The following is a 20,442-nucleotide window of genomic DNA, read 5'->3' on the forward strand; positions in this document are numbered from 1 at the left end:
CCGGAGACCGAAGCGGCCCCCGCACCGCGCGCTTCGCCGCGGTGCGGGGGCCGCGCCGGGAGGTCAGACGGGCTGGCCGATCGGCCGGACGACCACGGTGTTCACATCGACACCGCTCGGCTGCCCGATCGCCCAGACGATCGACTCGGCAAGCTGGTCCGCCGTCAGCAGCTGCCCTGGCGGCAGGCTGCCATAGCTGTCCCAGAACGGCGTCTCCACGCGTCCGGGCGAGATCAGCGTCACCCCCACCCCGAACTCGGTGACCTGGCGTCGGGTGTTCTCGGCGAGACCGGTCACGGCCCACTTCGTGGCCCCGTAGATGTTGCCGGGGGTGTTGACGTGGCCCGCCACACTGCCGACCAGCACGATCCGGCCACGCGTCTCCTTCAGGGCGTCGACGGAGGCCCTGATCAGCAGCGCGGGCCCCAGCACATTGGTCAGCACCATCTCGGACCAGCCGGCCGGGTCGCCCTCCGCGACGGTGTCGTGGGTGGCGAAGCCGGCGTTGGCGACGACGGTGTCGAGCCGCCCGAACTCCTTGAGCGTCGCCTCGACCGCGGCCTGTACGTGTTCGTACTCGGCCGCGTTCCCCGCCACCGTCAACAAGCCCTCGGGACGCCCGAGTTCCTCGGCGAATCCGCGCAGCCGCTCCTCGCCGCGGCCGGTGACGGTCACCCGGTGTCCCGCGTCGAGCAGCCGCCGCGCCACCGCGGCCCCGATTCCGCTTCCGCCGCCGGTGATGAGCGCGACAGGAGAGTCGGTCATGGTTACCCCCTATGTTTCCGGTGAACGCGGGGAGTCCATCACTTGGAGCGCTCTCGAAGTCAAGACCGAAGTCGTGGCCAAGGGCTCAGCAGGTGGGCTGACAGGGCACGTCGGGCGGAGGGGTGTTCCACTGCGCCCGGGTGGAGGGCTACGGACGACGGCTGCGCGGACGAGGGCTACCCGGCCTTCACCGCGACGTACACGGTGTGTGCCGTGAGCAGGAAGACGTCCGGGCGGTGGTGCAGGCTCGCCTTGTCGCCGGGGTCGAGGAGCCGGTCGAGGGTGGCGAGGTCATCCGCGTCGAGGCCGTCGGCGAGCTTGTCCCGGCGGTGGGTGAGGGAGGTGACGACGAAGGCGCGGGCCTCCTCCGACACCGGGGCGGGGAGGTCGAGGAGGAACGTGCGGGTCGCGATGTGACGCAGACCGACGGCCGTCAGCAGGGCGGGCCAGTCCTCGGTCTCGGTCACCGCTCCGGGAAGCGCGGCCCGCATCTCGGTGAACCACTCCTCCTGCACCGCGTCCAGACGGGACTGCAGGGCGGGCCGGCCGATTCCGATGTCGCGCGGGAGGAAGCGCGCGGGCAGGCCACCTTCCAGAAGGGCGAGCATGCCGCCGGGAGCCAGCCCCCGCGCGAATCCCGAGAGGGCGGCTCGCTGGTCACCGACGTGGTGCAGGGACCTGCTGGCCCACAGCAGGTCGGCGGGATACTCCACGTTGCCGAGTCCGTCGGCGAGTTCGGCCTGCACGGTGGTGAAGCGGTCGGCTACTCCGAGCCGGTCCGCACGGGCTCGGGCCCGTTCCAGGAGGGGTTCCGCGCCGTCCACGGCGACGACCCGCGCCCGCGGGAAGGTGTCCGCGAGGAGGCAGGAGATGACACCGGGGCCACTGCCGGCGTCCACGATCAGCTCGGGCTCGGGCTGCCGCTCCCGCAGCCAGGCCGCCGCCCGGGCGTACAGCGGGGTGAACAGTTCGGCCTCCTGCTCCAGCAGGGGAAGCCACTCGGCGAAGTCGATCTCCGTGTGGTCGTGCTGTGGGTGGTCGTGGTGGTGTGCCATGGTTCCGAGCCTCTCGTTCGGGGTGCGGCAAGCGTGCGCCGCCACTTCCCGAAACGGCCAATCGTTTTGCGTGAACAGCAAAGTGGTGTGGCAGGGTGGAACGCTTCCTCGAGGACGGGTTCGTGCGGATCGAGGGTGCCTTTCCGCCGCGCGTCGCCGAGGGCCGGGTCCGCCGGGGACTCGACGAGCCCCCGGCGGACCCGGCCTAACGGCGCGTCACAGCGCCGGGTACGCGTTCTTCATGAGTTCCTGGAACTGCGCCGAGAACCAGTGCCCCGACAGCGGGGCGTTCGGCAGGGCGCCCGACATGCTGTTGCCGTTGCGGGCGTTGCCCGTGTACGTCGGGTCGCACATCCGGTCGAATCCCTTGCCCTCGTCGTTCGCGATGGCCGAGCTGGAGCCGTCGGACTCACCCGGGGGCTTCATCCACACGTACGCGTCGATCCCGGTGGCCGGTGCGGCCTGCGGGCGCTCACCGAGACCGGCACCGGACTGGTTGCACCAGTTGCCGACGTGGATACGGCGGTCGTAGCGGCCGCCGTTGACGTACGTGTCGACGCTGGTCGTCGCGCCGGGACCGGTGGGCCGTGCGGTGCCGCCCCAGCCGTTCCTGGAGGTGTCGATCAGCATGCCGATGCCGGAGTTGAAGCCGACCGAGACGAGCTGGGTGCGGAAGGCCTGGGCGAAGGACAGCTCGTCGACGTAGCGGTTCCAGTCGACCCACTTGGACTGGCGGACGGAGGTGCCGTTCACCGAGTCGTTGATGGTGAAGTTGTTCTCCTTCAGGGCGCTGTAGTTCGCCGTGTTGGTGATGAAGCCGTGCACGTCGTCGACCGTCGCGCCCTCACTCGTCGCCGCCTGCTTGAACAGGGTGGCGGACGGGGCGAAGTTGTCGTCCCAGCCGATCCAGCCGTGGTGTCCGGCGTCGAGGTAGTTGTAGACGTTCGGGATCGCGCCGAGCTTGTTCAGCGCGTAGCCGACGCCCTTCACATAGTTGCCGTTGGCGAGCATCGTGTCGCACGCGGGCGTGGCGGTGGCGCGGCTGCCGGTGTTGGTGACGAGGTTCGGCAGTGAGTCGATCTCGATGGTCGTGACGATCCGCAGACCCGCGTACTTGCTGTCCGCGAGGATCGCCGCGATCGGGTCGATGAACTGCGTCTTGTACTTGTCGATCTCCGTCGGGCCGAGTTCGCCGTTGGAGGCGAGGGCCGCGCAGTCACGGCCGGGCAGGTCGTAGACGACCAGTTGGACGACCTCTTCGCCGCTGCCCTTCTGGGCGAGGGCCGCGTCGAGGTGGGCGCGCAGGCCCATGCCGCCGTTCACGCCGTTGATCGCGGCGATGCGGTCGAGCCAGACGCCGGTGGGCTGGCTGGAGATGCGGCTGCCGCCGGTCTCGGCCGCGGCCTTCGCGGACCACTCCGGGTTCACGTACACCTTGGCGCCTGCGTAGGGGTTGTCGACCTTGCCGGACGGGTCCGGGTCCGTGCCGCCCCCGCCTCCGCCGCCGTCGTCGACGTTGCAGGTCACGCCGTCGAGCGTGAAGGCGGTCGGCAGTGCGTTGGTGCCGCTGTACGAGGCGTTGAAGCCGAAGCTGACCGAACCGCCGCTCGCCAGCGCCCCGTTGTAGCTCTCATTGGCGGCGGTGACGGCTGTGCCGCTCTGGCTGATCCTGGCGTTCCAGCCGCTGGTGACCTTCTGGTTTCCGGCGTACGACCATTTCACGGCCCAGGAGGACTTGGCGGCCCCGTTGTTGGTGACCGTGACGGCGGTGGTGAAACCGGTGTCCCACTGGTTCTGCACCTTGTAGTCGACGGTGCAGGGGACGGCGGCGATGCCGGGTTCCGGGGCGACCGCGGCGACCGCGGTCCCCGAGGCCCCGGCGACCAGCGCCAAGGCAGCGAGTATCGCTGTTCTGGTACGGCTCATGAGTGCGGGTGTCCTATCCGTTGAGGGCGCGCAGGTGGTCGCGCAGTCCGATACCGAACGACGTGGGAGTGCCGTCGTAGTTGGAGATCAGGGAGGGACCGGAGGAGCAGTCCCAGGTGTTCCAGGTCCAGCCGAGGTAGGAGAGGCCCCGGTCGTCGAACCACTTCATGACGGTGTCGATGAAGGAGTGGGAGCAGGTGTTCTCGCCGATCTCCCCGGCCACCAGCGGGACTTGGGCGGCCACCGGGGCGAGCGTCGAGTTCCAGCACGTCTCACTGGCGCAGGTATTGAAGTTGTAGACGTGGTACGCGGCGACGAGATTGCCCGTGGCATCGGTGGGCTTGTACGTCAGCCACTGGCTCAGGTCGTTCGAGTACGCGAGCCCGCCCGCCAGGATCAGGTTCTTGGCGCCGGTGCCGCGCACCGCGTCGACCAGGTCCTGCATGCCGGCCACCTCGTAGGTGATGCCGGGGCAGGTCCCGCCGTCCCGCCAGCACTGCCACGCCTGGGTGGTCGTGGAGGTGGCGCGGTCCGGGTAGGGCTCGTTGAACAGGTCGAACGCGACCGCCGCGTCGTCCTTGAAGGTGCTCGCCACCGAGGCCCAGAAGGACGGCGTGTACTGGGCGTCCGGCATCGGCTTCTGGCAGGTGGCGTGCACGTCCGAACAGCCGGCGGAGTTGCCGGTGTACTGGCCGTACGTCCAGTGCAGTTCGACGACCGGCGTCATGCCGTGCGCCTCCACCCTGGCCACCAGGTCCTTGACGGCCGCGATGTAGTTGGCGCCGCCGTACTCCGGCTTGATGTTGGACAGGCCGAGCCAGCACTCCTCGTTCAGCGGAATGCGGACGGTGTTGGCCTTCCAGTCGGCGATCGCCTTGACGGCGGCGTCGTCGACCGGCCCGTCGAAGATGCCGTAGCCCTGGACACACATGAACTCGCCGCCGGAACGGTTGACGCCGAGCAGCCGGCGCGTCTTGCCGTCGGCGTCCACGAGCTTGTTCCCGGATACGTGCAGTTTCGGCGCCGCACCCGTCGCCGGCGGGTCCGACGGTGACGGTGAAGGCGACGGTTCCGCCTCCACATTGCACGTCGTCCCGTTGAGCTTGAACGACGTCGGTACGGCGTTGCTCCCCGACCACGAGGCGAGGAACCCGGCGCTGACACTCGCACCGGAGCCCAGCGAGCCGTTGTAGCTCTCGTTGGCCGCGGTCACGGTGGTACCGGACTGGGACCACTTGGCGTTCCAGCCCTGGGTGACCTTCTGCCCGCCGGCGAAGTCGAACGTGAGACGCCAACTGCTCAGGGCGGCCATGTTGTTGGTGATCTTCACGCCGCCCTGGAAGCCGGCGTCCCACTGGCTGGTGACGGCGTACTCCACCGTGCACGCGGGCGTCGTGGCTCCCGACGCCGTGACGACCGGCACGACCGCGCTCCCGATGAGGGCGACCGCGCCGGCGACAAGAAGAAGTGCTGAACGAGGGGGATGTCGCATGAGCGACTCCTCACAGCTCGGGCGCGCCGTGGACAGGCGCGTCGACTGATGGAATCGCTCCCACTGGTGCTGGGGAAGGTAGCGCCAAGTGACGGCGAAGAACAGAGGAGTCACCAGGTTTCTCGCAGTTGCGCTGATCGAATCTTTTCGACTCTTCAAGCACCTTGACCCCTCCCACCCCCCTCTCCAATATGGGAGCGCTCCCACTGGTTCAAGGCTTGTTGCTCCTCCCCCCGTTTCCGAGCCGCAAGGAGGAACCAGCACATGGCATCCAGAAGGAGACGCCGCACCGTGCGGCGGTTGTGGACCGCCGTGGTCGCGGCCCTGGCCCTGCCCGTGACGACCCTGGCAACCGGAATCTCCGCGCCGTCCGCGCAGGCCGCGGCGCTCCAGTGCAGCGTCGACTACAAGACGAACGACTGGGGCTCCGGCTTCACCACGGACGTGACCGTCACCAACCGGGGCACGGACCCGATCAACGGCTGGACCCTGACGTACGCCTACACCGGCAACCAGACGCTCACCGGTGGCTGGAGCGGTACCTGGTCGCAGTCCGGCAAGTCGATCACCGTGAAGAACGCGTCCTACAACGGGACGATCGCCGCCGGAGCCGCCGTCAACACCGGGGCGCAGTTCTCGTACAGCGGCACCAACACCTCCCCCACGGGCTTCGCGGTCAACGGCACCACCTGCGCCGGCGCCCACCAGCCGCCGGTCACCGTGCTGACCAGCCCCACCGCCGGCGCCGTCTACACGCAGGGCGACGCGGTCCCGCTCGTCGCCACCGCGGCCGCCGCCGACAACGCGACGATCAGCAAAATCGAGTTCTACGACGACACGACGCTGCTGGGTACGGACACCAGCTCGCCCTACACGCTGTCGGCCGCCGGCCTGAGCGTGGGCGGTCACTCGCTGATCGCGAAGGCGTACGACAGCCTGGGCGCGTCGGCGGAGTCCACTCCGGTCGGCATCACGGTCGCCTCGGGTCCCGCCGTGGTGGCCTCACCGACCCAACTGGGCGTCCAGCAGGGCAAGTCGGGGACATTCGCCGTGAAGCTGTCGACACAGCCGAGCGCGAACGTCACCGTCGGTGTGACGCGTACGGACGGAAACACCGGCCTGTCCGTCACCGGTGGATCGTCGCTCACCTTCACGCCGGCCAACTGGAACACGGCGCAGACGGTGACCATCACCGCCGACGCCTCCGGCACCGGTTCGGCCACCTTCACGGCCTTGGCGACCGGCCACACCAAGGCCACGGTCACGGTCACGGAACTGGCCGGGTCGAAGGCGTACGACGCCCGCTTCCTGGATCTCTACGGCAAGATCACCAACCCGGCGAACGGCTACTTCTCCCCCGAAGGCATCCCCTACCACTCGGTGGAGACGCTGATCGTCGAGGCGCCGGACCAGGGCCACGAGACGACCTCGGAGGCATACAGCTACCTCCTGTGGCTCCAGGCGATGTACGGCAAGGTGACGGGCGACTGGTCGAAGTTCAACGGTGCCTGGGATCTCATGGAGAAGTACATGATCCCGACCCACGCCGACCAGCCGACCAACTCCTTCTACAACGCCTCGAAGCCGGCGACGTACGCGCCCGAGCTGGACACTCCGGGCGAGTACCCGGCGAAGCTGGAGCCCGGCGTCCCGGCCGGCTCGGATCCGATCGCCAGTGAGCTGAAGAGCGCGTACGGCACGGACGACGTGTACGGCATGCACTGGCTCCAGGACGTCGACAACGTCTACGGCTACGGCAACGAGCCCGGCAAGTGCGAGGCGGGCCCGACCGCCACCGGACCGTCGTACATCAACACCTTCCAGCGCGGTGCGCAGGAGTCCGTCTGGGAGACGGTCCCGCAGCCGACCTGTGACGCCTTCAAGTACGGCGGCACGAACGGGTACCTGGACCTCTTCACCGGGGACTCCTCGTACGCCAAGCAGTGGAAGTACACCGACGCACCCGACGCCGACGCGCGTGCCGTGCAGGCCGCGTACTGGGCCGACGTCTGGGCCAAGGCCCAGGGCAAGGGCGGTGATGTGTCGGGGACCGTCGGCAAGGCCGCGAAGATGGGCGACTATCTGCGCTACGCCATGTACGACAAGTACTTCAAGAAGATAGGGAACTGTGTCGGGCCTTCGACCTGCGCCGCGGGCACCGGCAAGGACGCCTCCCACTACCTGATGTCCTGGTACTACGCATGGGGCGGCGCCACCGACACCTCGGCGGGCTGGGCCTGGCGCATCGGCTCCAGTCACACCCACGGCGGCTACCAGAACCCGCTCGCCGCGTACGCGCTCAGCTCGTACGCCGACCTGAAGCCCAAGTCGGCGACAGGGCAGGCGGACTGGGCGAAGTCGCTCGACCGGCAGCTGGAGTTCTACCGCTGGCTCCAGTCGAGCGAGGGTGCCATCGCGGGCGGGGCGACCAACAGCTGGGCGGGCCGGTACGCGACCCCGCCCACCGGGACGCCGACCTTCTACGGCATGTACTACGACCAGCAGCCGGTGTACCACGACCCGCCGTCCAACCAGTGGTTCGGCTTCCAGGCGTGGTCCATGGAGCGGGTGGCCGAGTACTACCAGCAGACGGGGAACGCGAACGCGAAGGCGGTCCTCGACAAGTGGGTCGGCTGGGCGCTGTCCAAGACCACGATCAACCCGGACGGCACCTACCGCATCCCCTCGACGCTCCAGTGGTCCGGCTCGCCCGACACCTGGAACGCGTCAAGTCCCGGCGCCAACACGGGACTTCATGTCACCGTCGCCGACTACACCGATGACGTGGGGGTGGCCGCGGCCTATGCCAAGACCCTGACGTACTACGCCGCGAGGTCCGGCAGCACGGCGGCGAAGACAACGGCGAAGGCACTGCTCGACGGCATGTGGAACAACTACCAGGACAGCCTCGGCGTCGCCGTCCCGGAGACCCGCACCGACTACAACCGCTTCGACGACAGCGTGTACGTCCCGAGCGGCTGGACCGGCAAGATGCCGAACGGCGACGCGGTCAACTCCTCCTCGACCTTCACCTCGCTCCGCTCCTTCTACAAGAACGACCCGGCCTGGTCGAAGATCGAGAGCTACCTCGCGGGCGGCGCCGCGCCCACGTTCACGTACCACCGATTCTGGGCCCAGGCGGACATCGCGCTCGCCATGGGTTCGTACGCGGAGCTCCTCGAATAGTCCCCGCAAGGCTCCGTGTACCGGGCCGGGCGGTTCTCCTACCGGGGGCCGCCCGGCCGTCGCGCCTTTCCATCCCCCCGCTTCAGGAGAGGACTCACCGTGCGAAGAACCCGCATCTTCACGGCCGTGCTCGCGCTGGCGGCCGGTCTGCCCGCCGGCACCCCGCCGGCACTGGCCGCGAGCGCCCCCACGGCGACGATCGCCGCGGACACGTACAGCTGGAAGAACGCCCGCGTCGACGGCGGCGGCTTCGTCCCCGGCATCGTCTTCAACCGCTCCGAGAAGAACCTCGCCTACGCCCGCACCGACATCGGCGGCGCCTACCGCTGGGCCGAGTCCTCGAAGACCTGGACGCCGCTGCTCGACTCGGTCGGCTGGAGCGACTGGGGGCACACGGGTGTCGTGAGCCTCGCCTCCGACTCCGTCGACCCGAACAAGGTGTACGCGGCCGTCGGCACGTACACGAACAGCTGGGACCCGGGCAACGGTGCCGTGCTCAGGTCCGGCGACCGGGGCGCGAGCTGGCAGAAGACCGACCTGCCCTTCAAGCTGGGCGGGAACATGCCGGGCCGGGGCATGGGCGAGCGGCTCGCGGTCGACCCGAACAGGAACAGCGTGCTGTATCTCGGCGCGCCCAGCGGCAAGGGGCTGTGGCGGTCGACGGACTCGGGGGCCTCCTGGTCGCAGGTCACCGACTTCCCGAACGTCGGCACCTACGTGCAGGACGCGACCGACACGAGCGGGTACGCGTCCGACAACCAGGGCATCGTGTGGGTCACCTTCGACGAGTCGACGGGGTCGCCGGGGAGCTCCACGCGGACGGTGTACGTCGGGGTCGCCGACAAGGACAACTCCGTCTATCGCTCCACGGACGCGGGCGCGACCTGGTCCCGGCTGGCCGGCCAGCCCACCGGCCATCTCGCCCACAAGGGCGTGCTGGACGCGGCGAACGGCTGTCTGTACCTCGCGTACAGCGACAAGGGCGGACCGTACGACGGCGGCAAGGGACAGCTGTGGCGGTACACGACGAAGACCGGGACCTGGACGAACATCAGCCCGGTCGCGGAGGCCGACACCTACTACGGCTTCAGCGGGCTGACCGTGGACCGGCAGCATCCGGGGACGGTGATGGCGACTGCGTACAGCTCCTGGTGGCCGGACACGCAGCTCTTCCGCTCCACGGACAGCGGCGGCACCTGGACGAAGGCCTGGGACTACACCTCGTATCCGAGCCGCTCGAACCGCTTCACCATGGATGTCTCGTCCTCGCCCTGGCTCACCTGGGGAGCGAACCCCGCACCGCCCGAGCAGACCCCGAAACTCGGCTGGATGACCGAGTCCCTGGAGATCGACCCGTTCGACTCCGCGCGCATGATGTACGGAACGGGCGCGACGGTCTACGGCACGGACAACCTGACGAACTGGGACAGCGGAAGCCAGTTCACCATCAAGCCGATGGCGCGGGGCCTGGAGGAGACGGCCGTCAACGACCTCGCCTCGCCTCCCTCCGGCGGCGCCCAGCTGTTCAGCGCGCTCGGTGACATCGGCGGCTTCCGGCACACGGACCTCACCACGGTGCCGTCGCTGATGTACACGTCGCCGAACTTCACCACGAGCACCAGCCTCGACTACGCCGAGACCGACCCGGGCACGGTGGTGCGGGTCGGCAATCTCGACTCGGGTCCGCATGTGGCGTTCTCGACGGACAACGGCGCCAACTGGTTCGCGGGGGCGGACCCTTCGGGGGTCAGCGGGGGTGGGACGGTCGCGGCCGCGTCCGACGGCAGTCGCTTCGTGTGGAGCCCGGCGGGCACCGGGGTGCAGTACACGACCGGGTTCGGCACCTCGTGGTCGGCGTCCGCGGGCCTCCCGGCCGGGGCGATCGTCGAGTCCGACCGGGTCGACCCGAAGACCTTCTACGGCTTCAAGTCCGGCAGGTTCTACGTCAGTTCGGACGGCGGGGCGACCTTCACGGCGTCCGCGGCCACGGGCCTGCCGAGCGGCGACAGCGTGCGCTTCAAGGCGCTGCCCGGCACGAAGGGCGACATCTGGCTGGCGGGCGGCGCGAGCGACGGCGCGTACGGGCTGTGGCACTCGACGGACGGCGGCGCGGCCTTCACCAAGCTCGCCACCGTCGACCAGGCCGACACCATCGGCTTCGGCAAGGCGGCGACCGGCGCCTCGTACCAGACGCTCTACACCAGCGCGAAGATCGGCGGTGTGCGCGGCATCTTCCGGTCGACCGACAAGGGCGCGAGCTGGACCCGCGTCAACGACGATGCCCACCAGTGGGGTTGGACGGGCGCGGCGATCACCGGTGACCCCAGGGTCTACGGGCGCGTGTATGTGTCGACGAACGGGCGCGGGATCGTCTACGGCGACACCGCGGGCTCTTCGGACGGCGGCGGTACGGAGCCGGCACCGACGGGCGCCTGCACGGTGACATACAGGATCACGAACCAGTGGTCGGGCGGCTTCCAGGCCGATGTACAGCTCGCCAACACCGGGTCGACCGCCTGGGACGGCTGGTCGCTGGGCTGGTCGTTCGGTGACGGGCAGGAGGTCACCCAGCTGTGGAACGCCTCGTACGCGCAGGCCGGTTCGGGGGTGACCGCAGCGAACCTGGCCTGGAACGGGAGGGTGGCGGCCGGGTCCTCGGTGAGCTTCGGGTTCACGGGAAGCTGGTCGGGATCCAATGGCAGACCGACCGCCTTCAAACTCGGCGGTCAGAACTGCACGGTCGCCTGATGCGAAGCCGCACGCTCGCCTGATCCGGAGGGCGCGGGCCGGGCCGGCCCGCGCCCTCCGCCTCCTCCACGGCGTGTAGACCGTGGCCTGGGCAACTCCCGCTGCTGGTGCAGGCTTCCGGCAGTCCGGGCTCCGGCTGGGTCGCGCGGGCAGTACCCGGCACGACGAAGGCCCCGACTGTCACCAGTCGGGGCCTTGGCGTTTCCGGCTAGCCGAGCGAGGCCCCGAAGTCCCCGTTCTCGGCTTCCTTGCCAGACAGTTGCACGGTCCCTCGGTGAGACACCTCAACCTTGTAGAACCTCTCGCCCTTCGGCACGTCAGGCACGGCGACCTTGAACGTGCAGTCGTAGGTGTCTCCGTCGTAGGTGGAGTTGCCGAGGCCGCCAGTGGCGATGACATCTCCGGATGCGCCGTAGACGGTGACGCCGGCGCCTTCGAGGATGTCGTCGTATCCGCGGGTTCCGCCGCAGCCGCCGTTGCCGTCGGGGACGACGCTGTCAGTGAGGGCGAAGCTGCCTTTCAGCGTGAAGGTGGCGGGCGCGTCCGGCCCGCTGTTGGCGGTGATGGCCCAGGTGCCACCGACGATGGCTGCTCCGGTGGCGAGGCCGATGAGTCCTGCGGCGAGCGGGCTGAGGCGTCTCGCCGCAGGTGCCGGCGGCACGTGAGCGGATACGGCGGGCGGCTCGGTGGGCGCGGGCGGCGGGGTGTCGGGCAGCGGCGGCAGTTCGGATGTCAAGGTTCCCCCCAGGGATGTTCGGAGCTGGGATGTTAGCGCCAGATGATGTTGAAATACATGGGCCGGTTGAAGATTCACCAGTTCGGGACCGGTGAGACGTACCCCCCGGCAACGTGCCAGCCGGGGGCTCGTGCGGCTGGTCAGGCAGCCGGTTGCGGCAACTTCAGAAATCCGTGGGGGAACGGCTCGTGTTCGATGTCGCGTAGGTTCGGGTCGCAGAACCGACTGAGGAACCCATCCGAAATGGATCTCCCCAAATTCTCCCCAGCGATATTGGATCATGAGTTTGGCGGCCGTCCGAACGGGCTGGATGGCCGCCTCCTCGCCTCACTCCGAAGGCTCGTTCCTCCAGTTCAGGGCGTGTACACCGTGGGCCTGGGGGCCGTCGCCATGTCGTTTCCGAGGAAGAAGCTCGGGTGCGGTGGCTGGTTGTAGGCCGTGTTCTGCCAGGCCAGAGCTGTGCGGTACTGCGTGTCGTGCAGCAGGGTCGTGATCTTCGTGCTCGTCTCGTACGGCGTGGAGTAGATCCTGAGCGCCGTGTTGTCGGTCGTCGGCCAGACGACCTCCTCGCGCCAGTCGCCGAGAAGGTCGCCCGACAGGGACGGGGTGGCCTTGGTGCTGTTGTCGGAGTGGACGCCCGAGCCGGTCAGCAGGCGGGTGTCGGACGCGGTGCCGTACTTGTCGATGTGGGTGTCGTCGAGGAGTTCGCGGACGGTGTCGCCGTCCCACCAGGACAGGAAGTTGATGCTGCCCGGCTTGCGGCTCGCCACCACGGCGCCCTGCGGGCTGCGGACACCGTCGGCGCGGGACGACCAGGACTCGGCGCCGGCGCTGCCCGCCCAGACGTCCCCGGACACGCCCCGGCCGTTGTCGCCGTTGGCCGCCGTCGACCACAGGATCGCGCCGGTCCCGGCATCGGCCATCCAGGACGACGGCTTGGAGGAGTCCTCGTCCACCTTGAACTCCTCGAGGCCGGCCCGGGAGGGGTCCAGGTCGCCGACGTGCAGGGCGTCGCCATGGCCGTTCTTCGTGGTCCACAGGCCGGAGCCGTTGTCGTCCACGGCCATCGAGCCGTACACGATCTCGTCCTTGCCGTCGGCGTCGACGTCCGCGACCGACAACTGGTGGTTGCCCTGGCCGTCGTACCCCTTGCCGCTGTTGGTCGAGGAGGTGGTGTCGAAGGTCCAGCGGCGGGTGAAGGCGCCGCCCCGCCAGTCCCAGGCCGCGAGGACCGTCCGGGTGTAGTAGCCGCGCGCCATGATCAGGGACGGCCGGGAGCCGTCCAGGTACGCCGTCCCCGCGAGGAACCGGTCGACCCGGTTGCCGTACGAGTCACCCCAGGAGGAGACCGTGCCGCGGGCCGGGACGTAGTCGACGGTGCCCATCGCCGCGCCGGTCCGGCCGTTGAACATGGTCAGGTACTCGGGGCCCGACAGCACGTACCCGCTGGCGTTCCGGTAGTCGGCGGACGAGCTGCCGATCACCGTGCCCCGGCCGTCCGTCGTCCCGTCCCCCGTCTTCATGGCGACCTCGGCCTTGCCGTCGCCGTCGTAGTCGTACACCTGGAACTGGGTGTAGTGCGCGCCCGAGCGGATGTTGCGGCCCAGGTCGACGCGCCACAGCCGGGTGCCGTCGAGTTTGATGCCGTCGACGACGGTGTTGCCGGTGTAGCCGGACTGGGAGTTGTCCTTGGCGTTGGTGGGCTGCCACTTGAGGACGAAGTCGAGTTGCCCGTCGCCGTCGAGGTCGCCGACGGAGGCGTCGTTGGCCTCGTAGGTGTAGGCGACGCCGTCGGGGGTGGTGCCGCCCGCGGGTGGGGTGAGGGGTACGTCCTTGTAGCCCGTACGGAACTGGACGGCGTGCACCGAGTCGGCCTGCTCTACGCCGCCCACGATCGCGCGGACCGTGTAGTCGGCCTGGGCGGGCGCCCCGGAGTGGAAGTAGTTCGTGGAGCCGGTGATCGGGGTCGCGTTGACCAACGCACCGGCGCGGTAGACGTTGAACGACACGTCGTTCTGGTCGGTGCCGAGCCAGCGCCAGCTGACCAGGTTGCCGCTGTCCGTGTGGACGCTGACCACGCCCCGGTCCAGGGCCTCGACCTGGCGTGCGGTGGCGGCCTGGGCGGGTCCGGTGGCGAGCGTGGTGAGTCCGGCGGCGGTCAGGACGGCGGCTGCCGTCATGGTCAGGATCTGACGTCTGCGGTTCCTGTGCGAGTGCGGGTGCTGCACGTGTGTTACCTCCTGAGAGGACAGACGGTTCCGTTCCCTCAGTTGCCGCTGCCTGCCCGGGAGTTGCCGCGTCGGGCGAGGAGTTCGCCGCTCACGGCCTCCGGAGTGCCCGCGGGCGGTCCGGGTCCGGCAGTGCCTCGCTACGGGCGGCGAGCGCGCCGCCGCCGGCCGCGTGGATCGCGCCGAGGCGCACACAGCGGGCGAGGCGGCGCGGTGTCCGGCCCTGCCCGTGGCCCCGGAAGCGGGCCGAGTACGGCGTTCGCGGCCGCCTCGGCCCGCGCCTCACCCCGCGCGCGTGGCGTCGTACTCGTCGGCTTCCCTGGCGTGGTCCAGCCCGTCGCTCAGCTCGCGCCGTGCCCCGGCGCGAGGTCCTCCACCCGGCGGGCGAGCGCGAAGTCGAGTTCGGTGACCGCACCGCCCACACTGTGGGTGTTCACCGTGAGGGAGACGGTGTGGTAGCTGAGGGTGAGGTCGGAGTGGTGGTCGAGCTCCTCCTGGACCTGGGCGATGTGCACGACCATCGCGGCCGCCGCGAAGTGCGAGCCGAGCCGGTAGGAGCGGGAGATCCGGTCCCCGTCCAGCGACCAGCCGGGCAGCTCCGCCAGCCGGTCCTCGATCTCCTTCTGCGACAACGGTTCGACGGGCATGGCCTCGCTCCATTCGCACGACAGCGGCTCTTGCCCAGCCTGCCACAGTCCCGCGCGCTCAGCGCCGTACGCACTCCGCCGCGAAGTCGTCCGCGAGGGCCGCGATCTCGGCGCGGCCCTCGACTCGCTCCAGCCACTCGTGCGGCAGCCCGTGGTCGCCGTACAGCGCACCGAGGAGGTTGCCGCAGATGGCGCCGGTGGAGTCGCTGTCGCCCGAGTGGTTCACCGACAGGAGCAGGGCGCGGGTGACGTCGGTCGTGGCAAGGGCGCAGTACACCGCGATGGCCAGGGCCTCCTCCGCGATCCAGCCCGCGCCGAGCGTCTCGACCTTCTCGGGGGTCGGATCGCCCTCGGCGGCCAGGTCGAGGGCGCGGTGCAGCGCGGCCGTGGTCTCGTCGTGGCCGGGATGAACGGCGAGCAGCCGCAGGGCGCGCAGGACGGAGCCCTCCAGGGATTCGCCTTCTACCAGATGGGTGACGATCGCGGCGAGGGCGCCCGCGGAGTAGTAGCCGGTCGGATGGCCGTGGGTCGTCTGGGCGCAGCGGGCGGCGAGCCCGAACGCGAAGTCGACGGGTGCCCGGCCGAGCCCGAAGGGTGCCGAGCGCATGACCGCGCCGCAGCCCTTGGACTGCGGGTTGACGGCGCCGGGCGGGCCGAGGGGGAGCATCGGGTCGGGGACGTGGTCCTGGGTGAGCCCGGAGAGGCAGGCGTTGCCGGGGGCGCGGCGGGCGTAGAGCCAGGGCCGGGCGGCGAGTCCGCCGTCGACGTCCGCGCCGGGTCCGGGCCTGGTCTGGGTGTCCAGCCAGCGTCCGTACGCCTGGCGGACGAGGCGGGGCGCGGCGCCGCCGATGCCCTTGTGCCGTTCGCGGTGGTGGGCCCGCTGGAGTCCCTCGACCGTGAAGAGGGTCATCTGGGTGTCGTCGGTGATACGGCCGACGACCCCGTCGCCGTCCGGGACGAGCCCGGTGATGCCCCGCGGCCCGTACTCGGCACGAATGCGGTCCAGGGAGGCGAACTCGACGGGGTTGCCGAGGGCGTCGCCGATCGCGCCGCCCAGCAGACAGCCGCGTACCCGGGCCCGATAGCCCGCCGTGGCCTGCCAGGACAGATTCCAGCGGTCGTACATGCACCCCTCCTCGACTACGGTCCTCCGTATGACCATTGTCGCGTCCGGCGCCGTGGCGCCTCCCCCCGGCCCGACCGAGAAGGGCACCGGCCCGACCGACAGGGGCGTCGGCCCGCTGCTGCGCGGCTGGCGGGAGCGGCGGCGGGTCAGTCAGCTGGAGCTGGCGCTGCGGGCCGGTTCGTCGGCCCGGCACATCAGCTTCGTCGAGACGGGCCGGTCGCGGCCGAGCGAGGAGATGGTGCTGCGGCTCGCCGAGCACCTGGAGATCCCGGTCCGCGAGCGCAACGCGCTGCTGCTGGCCGCCGGATACGCACCGCACTATCCGGAGACGCCGCTGGACGATCCGGCGATGGACGCGCTGCGGCAGGGGGTCCGGCGGCTGCTCGAGGGGTACGAGCCGTATCCGGCGCTGGTGGTGGACGCCACGTATGACGTCCTGGCGGCGAACCGCGGTATCGCGATGCTCCTGGAGGGCGTCCCGGAGTCCCTGCTCACGCCGCCGCTCAACGCGATGCGGCTGACGCTGCACCCCGAGGGTCTGGCGCCGCGCATCCGCAACCTCGGCGAGTGGCGCGGGCACCTGCTGGCGCAGATGGAGCGCCAGATCGCGCTGCACCGCTCGGCACCGCTGCGCACGCTGTACGAGGAGGTGGCGGCGTACCCCGTCCCCGACCCGGTCCCGGACGCGGCCGACGAGCCCGCCGAACCCGCTCCGCACTTCGCGCTCCCCCTGCGCATCGAGCACGACGGCCGGGTGCTGTCGTTCGTCTCGTCCATCTCCACCTTCAACACCCCGATGGACGTGACGGTGGCCGAACTGGCCATCGAGACGTTCCTGCCGGCCGACCCGGCGACGGTCAAGTACCTCCAGTCACTACAGCCCTGACAGCTCGCCGTCGCCGGTCAGGACGGTGGCGCCGCCGTCCTGACCGGCGCAACTCCCTTGCGGGCGAAGGAAATCAAGACACCTCGACCCCATGAACCTTCCCGCGGGACATGTCACACTGCACGGATACTTCGGCGCGTGGGGAGGCGTGGCGTGAGTGAGCGGCGGGCCGCGCCCACCGTCGGACAGGTGGTGCTGGGGCGGCGGTTGCAGGAGTTGCGGGAGGCGGCCGGGCTGCGGCGGGAGGAGGCCGCGCGGGTGCTGCGGGTCGCCCCGGCGACCGTGCGACGCATGGAGACCGCCGAGGTCGCGCTCAAAATCCCCTACCTCCAGGTGCTGTTGGCCACCTACGGGGTGCCCGACGCCGAGGTCGCGGCCTACGTCTCGCTGGCCGAGGAGGCGAACCGGCCCGGCTGGTGGCAGCGCTATCACGACGTCCTGCCCGACTGGTTCAGCATGCACGTCAGCCTGGAGGGCGCCGCGAGCATCATCCGCTCGTACGAGCCGCACTTCGTGCCCGGGCTGCTCCAGACCGAGGACTACGCGCGTGCCGTGCTGGAGGCCGGGACCGTCGGGCAGACGCGCCCCGAGGACATCGAGCGGCATGTGTCGCTGCGCATGGCCCGGCAGAAGCTCCTCACCCGGGAACGGCCGCCGCATCTCTGGGTGCTCATGGAGGAGACCGTGCTGCGGCGTCCGGTGAGCATCCGGGGCCAGGTCATGCGCGACCAGATCGACCGGCTGCTCGAAGCCGCCGAGAGCGACGACATCACGCTTCAGGTCCTCGAGTACGCGGCCGGTCCGCATCCGGGGACGTTCACGTCGTTCGTGCTGTTCCGTTTCGCGGAGCCGGAGCTGCCCGACATGGTCTACAGCGAGTATCTGTCCGGCGCTCTCTATCTCGACTCGCGCGCCGAGGTGTCCCTGCACCTGGAGGTGCTGGACCACATGGCCGCCCGCGCCGCCTCCGGCCGGCGCACCCGGCAGATCCTGCGCGAGTACCGCGAGCGCTTCTGACCGCCGGAGCTCCTGACGGCCGATCTCCTGACCGCCGGACCTCCCGACCGCCGGAGCTCCTGACCGCCGGACCTCCCGACCGCCGGAGCTCCTGACCGCCGGACCTCCCGACCGCCCGATCTCCCGACCACCCGATCTCCCGACCGACCGCCAGGTCTCCCGACCGCGGTTCATCCGACCGGGATCATCCGACCGCCGGTGGCCGTGCCTCGTCGGGGAGTTGCCGAGCCGCAGGCCGGGACATGACGATGCCGCGCCCTCCTCGGGGAGGACGCGGCATCGGCGTACGGGCGTGTGTACGCGGGTCAGGCGAGCTTCGCCGACAGGGTGATCGTCGTGCCGGTCAGCGCCTGGCTGACCGGGCAGTTCTTCTTGGCGTCCTCGGCGGCCGCGACGAAGGCGTCGTTGTCGAGGCCCGGCACCGTGCCCTCCACGGTGAGGTGGATGCCGGTGATGCCCTCGCCGGGCTGGAAGGTGACATCGGCCGAGGTGACAAGCTTGGTGGGCGGGGTGCCGGCGCCGGCCAGGCCGTGCGACAGCGCCATGGAGAAGCAGCTGGAGTGGGCGGCGGCGATCAGCTCCTCGGGGCTGGTCTTGCCGTTCGCCTGCTCGGCGCGCGACGGCCACGACACCGGCTGCTGGCCGATGCCGGAGGAGTCGAAGGTGACGACTCCGTTGCCCTCGAGCAGGTTGCCTTCCCAGACGGTGTGTGCGGAGCGCGTGGTTGCCACGGTTCTTCCTTTCGGGTGGGGTCCCGTTGCCGGGAATCCGTCCCCGCCATCCGATCACACCTGGGCCCGCGACACCCACCCGACGGGGCGGCGACCTGCCGAACCGGCCGGTGAATCCCCTGCCGAAGGCCCCAGGGAAGCCTTACAGTCCATGCATGGTCGAACTCTTCCAAGTCCTCGGGGGAATCGCGGGATTTGGCGGAGTCGCACTCGGCGTCCTGTATCTGCTCTACCGGGACTTCGTGCGCGACATCATCCGCACCAGAATGTTCCGGACCCTCACCTCGGCACAGGCGACGGCGCTGTTCGGTGCCGTCATCGTGCTCGCCTTCGCCGTCGCGATCCTCGGGATCTTCGCCACGCTGGCCGAGAGCAAGGGCATCCAGCAGTTCGTCGTGCTCGTCGGGATGCTGCTGTTGTTCCTGCTCGCCGTGGTGGTCATCGCGGCGCGGGTGGCCACCGGCCCGCGGGCGCGCCGCCCGGCGGCCGGGGCGTCCCGGGCCGAACGGTCGCTCACCACGGTGCGCCGGCATGTGGGCCTCGGCGAGCCGGACCAGGCGGAACGCGCCCTGGAGGCCTCGCACGTGGACCAGGAGTCGGAGGAGTTCTGGTACTGGAAGGCCCGGATCGCGCTCGCCCGCTCGAACATCGAGGTCGCTTCCGGATATGTCGACGAGGCGCTGAGGCTCGAGGCCCGCAATCCGCACAGTCTCGCGCTGAAGATCGCGCTGCTGGTCCTGGGCCGTGATCCGGACCGGCGCGACCGGGCCGTCCGGCTGTCGGAGGAGAGCACCGGGCTCGGCCCCGAACTCGACGCCTGGCTGCGGCGGATGAGGGCCGAGGGAATGTTCGACGGCGGCGTGCACACCCGCACCGAGCTGGAGAGCCGGTGCCCGCTGCCCGCCCGTACGACGGAGAGTGCACATGCCGAGTGACGAGAACCAGCAGAACAGCCGGCGGAATGCCGGACGGCCCGCGGTCCTGTACGTCGGGCCGCCGGTCGCCGGGGACGACGTGGACCGGGCGGCGGCCGAGGCACGGGAGCGGGCGCGCGGAGCGGGGCTGGCGCCGCTGGAGGAGTTCGCGCGGACGGCGGAGGACGCCGACGCCTTATTGGCGGCCCATCCTGACGCCGTGCTCGTGGTCCATCCCGGTGACGCGCCGCCCGCGACGCCTTCCGAACCGGGCACGGGGCTGTGGGACTTCTTGCGCTGTGGCGCCGTACTGCGTCTGTGCGGGTCCGAAGCCGCGGGCGATGCGGAGCGGGTGCCGCTGCCGCCGCGCCGGGAGTGCTGGGCGTTCCTGGTACTCGACCTCGTCCGGCCGGACACCACCACGGGCGCGCCGTACCTCCGGGACCCCCGGCGCGAGGCGGAGTGCCGGGACTTCGCGGCGCTGCACGCTCTCTCGGTCATGGACGTCCTCACCGGCGATCGGGCGGTGTGGACACGGACCAGCGGTCTCGCCTCCGTGCTCCTGCCGGTGAACGAGGAGACGCTGACCGTCATCGTCCACCCGGAGATCACCGCCCCGGACGCGGACACCCTTGACGGCCTGCTGTGGCGGTGGCTGCGGCGGGGACGGACGATCCGCTCCGGGCGGCCGGTGGACCGGCATGCCCCGGGGATGCCCAGTGCCCGGGACATCACTTCCGAGCCCATGTACGAGCGGCGCCTGGCCGCCAATCCCGACACGGTGGCGGCGACACCAGACTCCGTCGGTCTGCTACTACCGCGACCTGGAAGCCCCCCTTTAAGCCCGCGCGTCCGTGGGAAACCGCTGGGGGCACAGCCCGGGGCTTCGGAGATGCCCTGCCACCCCCAAGCGGCCCCTTCCCCACACCCCCGCGACAACCACACCAGCCCCTCCCCCACGACGGCCTCTACAATACCGCCGCAA

General features: G+C 70.2%; 14 protein-coding genes. 5 read left to right on the plus strand and 9 right to left on the minus strand.

What is annotated here, in order from left to right; translation table 11 throughout:
* Nucleotides 1-63: 63 nt before the first annotated feature.
* From SAVERM_RS09765 to SAVERM_RS09780, 4 genes are all read right to left on the minus strand, one after another.
* Nucleotides 64-765, minus strand: a complete 702-nt coding sequence (locus SAVERM_RS09765; protein ID WP_010983290.1) for an SDR family oxidoreductase — start codon at nt 763-765, stop codon at nt 64-66.
* Nucleotides 766-941: 176 nt separating this feature from the next.
* Entirely contained in the window at nt 942-1,820 is an 879-nt protein-coding gene (locus SAVERM_RS09770; RefSeq protein ID WP_010983291.1) for a class I SAM-dependent methyltransferase, read from the minus strand.
* A gap of 216 nt (nt 1,821-2,036) precedes the next feature.
* Nucleotides 2,037-3,746, minus strand: a complete 1,710-nt coding sequence (locus SAVERM_RS09775; protein ID WP_010983292.1) for a glycoside hydrolase family 6 protein — start codon at nt 3,744-3,746, stop codon at nt 2,037-2,039.
* Nucleotides 3,747-3,759: 13 nt separating this feature from the next.
* Complete coding sequence (locus SAVERM_RS09780; RefSeq protein ID WP_010983293.1) at nt 3,760-5,238, minus strand: cellulase family glycosylhydrolase; 1,479 nt, start codon at nt 5,236-5,238, stop codon at nt 3,760-3,762.
* A gap of 264 nt (nt 5,239-5,502) precedes the next feature.
* Here SAVERM_RS09780 and SAVERM_RS09785 point away from each other — a divergent pair, with 264 nt between their 5' ends.
* Together SAVERM_RS09785 and SAVERM_RS09790 are read left to right on the plus strand one after the other, a co-directional pair.
* The gene (locus SAVERM_RS09785) at nt 5,503-8,424 is read left to right on the plus strand and encodes a glycoside hydrolase family 48 protein (protein ID WP_010983294.1); all 2,922 of its coding nucleotides are present in this window, start codon (nt 5,503-5,505) and stop codon (nt 8,422-8,424) included.
* A gap of 99 nt (nt 8,425-8,523) precedes the next feature.
* Complete coding sequence (locus tag SAVERM_RS09790) at nt 8,524-11,172, plus strand: cellulose binding domain-containing protein (RefSeq protein ID WP_010983295.1); 2,649 nt, start codon at nt 8,524-8,526, stop codon at nt 11,170-11,172.
* A gap of 208 nt (nt 11,173-11,380) precedes the next feature.
* Here the strand turns inward: SAVERM_RS09790 and SAVERM_RS44640 are convergent, their stop codons facing one another.
* From SAVERM_RS44640 to SAVERM_RS09810, 4 genes are all read right to left on the minus strand, one after another.
* Complete coding sequence (locus SAVERM_RS44640) at nt 11,381-11,986, minus strand: hypothetical protein (protein ID WP_237528756.1); 606 nt, start codon at nt 11,984-11,986, stop codon at nt 11,381-11,383.
* Nucleotides 11,987-12,261: 275 nt separating this feature from the next.
* Complete coding sequence (locus tag SAVERM_RS09800; RefSeq protein WP_159029006.1) at nt 12,262-14,088, minus strand: rhamnogalacturonan lyase; 1,827 nt, start codon at nt 14,086-14,088, stop codon at nt 12,262-12,264.
* Between the two features lie 389 nt (nt 14,089-14,477).
* Nucleotides 14,478-14,783, minus strand: a complete 306-nt coding sequence (locus tag SAVERM_RS09805) for a 4a-hydroxytetrahydrobiopterin dehydratase (RefSeq protein WP_010983297.1) — start codon at nt 14,781-14,783, stop codon at nt 14,478-14,480.
* A gap of 58 nt (nt 14,784-14,841) precedes the next feature.
* On the minus strand, nt 14,842-15,909 hold the full coding sequence (locus SAVERM_RS09810) for an ADP-ribosylglycohydrolase family protein (RefSeq protein WP_010983298.1): 1,068 nt from the start codon (nt 15,907-15,909) through the stop codon (nt 14,842-14,844).
* Nucleotides 15,910-15,937: 28 nt separating this feature from the next.
* Here SAVERM_RS09810 and SAVERM_RS09815 point away from each other — a divergent pair, with 28 nt between their 5' ends.
* Together SAVERM_RS09815 and SAVERM_RS09820 are read left to right on the plus strand one after the other, a co-directional pair.
* Nucleotides 15,938-16,795, plus strand: coding sequence for a helix-turn-helix domain-containing protein (locus SAVERM_RS09815; protein WP_010983299.1), 858 nt, complete (start codon nt 15,938-15,940; stop codon nt 16,793-16,795).
* A 153-nt stretch (nt 16,796-16,948) separates the two neighbouring features.
* Complete coding sequence (locus SAVERM_RS09820; protein WP_010983300.1) at nt 16,949-17,812, plus strand: helix-turn-helix domain-containing protein; 864 nt, start codon at nt 16,949-16,951, stop codon at nt 17,810-17,812.
* A 305-nt stretch (nt 17,813-18,117) separates the two neighbouring features.
* Here SAVERM_RS09820 and SAVERM_RS09825 read toward each other — a convergent pair whose 3' ends face one another.
* Nucleotides 18,118-18,543 carry an OsmC family protein gene (locus SAVERM_RS09825; RefSeq protein ID WP_010983301.1) on the minus strand — a complete coding sequence of 142 codons (426 nt, stop codon included), beginning with the start codon at nt 18,541-18,543 and terminating at the stop codon, nt 18,118-18,120.
* Between the two features lie 155 nt (nt 18,544-18,698).
* On the opposite strand from SAVERM_RS09825, the gene SAVERM_RS09830 reads away from it, so the two are divergent.
* Entirely contained in the window at nt 18,699-19,478 is a 780-nt protein-coding gene (locus SAVERM_RS09830; RefSeq protein WP_107083166.1) for a hypothetical protein, read from the plus strand.
* The last annotated feature ends 964 nt before the right edge of the window (nt 19,479-20,442 follow it).

The sequence above is a fragment of the Streptomyces avermitilis MA-4680 = NBRC 14893 genome (genome assembly GCF_000009765.2).
Classification (GTDB): domain Bacteria; phylum Actinomycetota; class Actinomycetes; order Streptomycetales; family Streptomycetaceae; genus Streptomyces; species Streptomyces avermitilis.

Coding starts and splice junctions, on each gene's coding strand:
- SAVERM_RS09785 (WP_010983294.1), top strand. CDS start 5,503: ATGGCATCCAGAAGGAGACGCCGCACCGTGCGGCGGTTGTGGACCGCC.
- SAVERM_RS09800 (WP_159029006.1), bottom strand. CDS start 14,088: ATGACGGCAGCCGCCGTCCTGACCGCCGCCGGACTCACCACGCTCGCC.
- SAVERM_RS09830 (WP_107083166.1), top strand. CDS start 18,699: ATGGTCGAACTCTTCCAAGTCCTCGGGGGAATCGCGGGATTTGGCGGA.
- SAVERM_RS09815 (WP_010983299.1), top strand. CDS start 15,938: ATGACCATTGTCGCGTCCGGCGCCGTGGCGCCTCCCCCCGGCCCGACC.
- SAVERM_RS09810 (WP_010983298.1), bottom strand. CDS start 15,909: ATGTACGACCGCTGGAATCTGTCCTGGCAGGCCACGGCGGGCTATCGG.
- SAVERM_RS09770 (WP_010983291.1), bottom strand. CDS start 1,820: ATGGCACACCACCACGACCACCCACAGCACGACCACACGGAGATCGAC.
- SAVERM_RS09775 (WP_010983292.1), bottom strand. CDS start 3,746: ATGAGCCGTACCAGAACAGCGATACTCGCTGCCTTGGCGCTGGTCGCC.
- SAVERM_RS09780 (WP_010983293.1), bottom strand. CDS start 5,238: ATGCGACATCCCCCTCGTTCAGCACTTCTTCTTGTCGCCGGCGCGGTC.
- SAVERM_RS09805 (WP_010983297.1), bottom strand. CDS start 14,783: ATGCCCGTCGAACCGTTGTCGCAGAAGGAGATCGAGGACCGGCTGGCG.
- SAVERM_RS09765 (WP_010983290.1), bottom strand. CDS start 765: ATGACCGACTCTCCTGTCGCGCTCATCACCGGCGGCGGAAGCGGAATC.